We start from the raw sequence: 1,299 nt of genomic DNA, 5'->3' as shown, positions 1-1,299 counted from the left end.
GCTGAGGGATCCCCACAAAACGGTGCTAATAAATCAAAACCATATTTTGGTAGATTTTGGCGAGGTATTTGAGGAGTTGATTAAGAACTATTTCAAATAATATTAGCGGGGAATGGCGTAATACATTCTCCGCTAATGTCAGGTAAGAGATGACCCTTCTTGATTTGAGACTATTTGCCTGATAATGGAGGTGTAACCCTTGGTTTTCAGCATAAAATCCAATCAGCCAAAGGACAATTGAGCTGAGTGTAGCAAGCAGGCTCAATACGGATAAACGACCAGCGCCTTGGCTATAACTCGCCCTGAGTCCAAATCCAAAACGCTCGCTCTTTTCATCTCTAAAATTTTGCTCTATTTGCATTCTTCGGCTGTATAATTTCATGACCTGCCGAGGTTTAAAATCATCCATGCTGGTAAAAATTAGCCAGGGTTCTTTGGCTGACGAACGTCCATCTTTCACCTGCGACATTCGTTCCATTCGGTAGCGTGACTTTTTAAATTTTCTACCTTTATTGGGTCTCTTATGGAGATAGAAGAAACCATCACAACGTGCATATTTTGCTTTTGATAATGTCCCCATGCCCAAAAATTGGGGGGTTTCCGTGGCTTTTAACGCTTGTCGTTTAAACCAAAGCTCACCGTATTTCTCAAGCCTTAATTGCGTATTTCCCCGAATGCGTCCGACAAAATCCCAACCGAGTGTTTTTATATGCTTAAACCAGGCATTTTGAAAACCGGCATCGGTGATAATAAGGACTCTGGCTTTAGGGTTAACGGCTTGCGCTAAACTGTCAAGAAACACCTTCTGTATCTTTGAATTTTGTTGCTCGCATGACGGAACTATTTGACTTAACAAAGGGATTGAGCGTCCATCACAAATCAAACTCGCGCGCAGTACATGATGTTCTTGTGATGGATATCCACTCCAATCAACAGCAATCACACACAGTGATAGCGGTTCAGTCAGCATGGCGATAATGTGACGAAAAATATCAGGAATATCTCTATGGAGTGCTTCATTACCGAGTAATCGGTCAACGCGTTTAATTTTATGTTTGACGTGAGCCTTTCCGGGCAAAAAACGTCCTATACTGGTTAACGTCAGAGAAGCCCCATTAATTAAAGCGGTAGTGGCATCGATTAATGCGTTCTGACGATATTGATGAAACGGCGCTAAGGCATCTTTGAAGAAGTTATGGCATACTTGACGTGCAGGCATAGCAGTGACCCTATTGACTTGGTGGAACAATCAGTAGATCACACAACGCTATGCTTGTCTATTTTCTGGGGATTCCTCAG

The 1,299-nt window shown here is 42.4% G+C and carries 1 protein-coding gene; it reads right to left on the bottom strand.

Translation table 11 applies throughout. The annotated features are described in order from the left end of the window. Window positions 1–25: 25 nt before the first annotated feature. Window positions 26–1,219, bottom strand: a complete 1,194-nt coding sequence (locus IQ211_RS19315; protein ID WP_189761394.1) for an IS4 family transposase — start codon at window positions 1,217–1,219, stop codon at window positions 26–28. Window positions 1,220–1,299 lie beyond the last annotated feature (80 nt).

It is taken from the genome of Xenorhabdus griffiniae, assembly GCF_015163655.1.
In the GTDB taxonomy this organism is placed as follows: domain Bacteria; phylum Pseudomonadota; class Gammaproteobacteria; order Enterobacterales; family Enterobacteriaceae; genus Xenorhabdus; species Xenorhabdus griffiniae.
The sequence above is the reverse complement of the archived record's forward strand: the minus strand, read 5'-3'. Positions and strand labels throughout refer to the sequence as shown.

Coding starts and splice junctions, on each gene's coding strand:
- IQ211_RS19315 (WP_189761394.1), bottom strand. CDS start 1,219: ATGCCTGCACGTCAAGTATGCCATAACTTCTTCAAAGATGCCTTAGCG.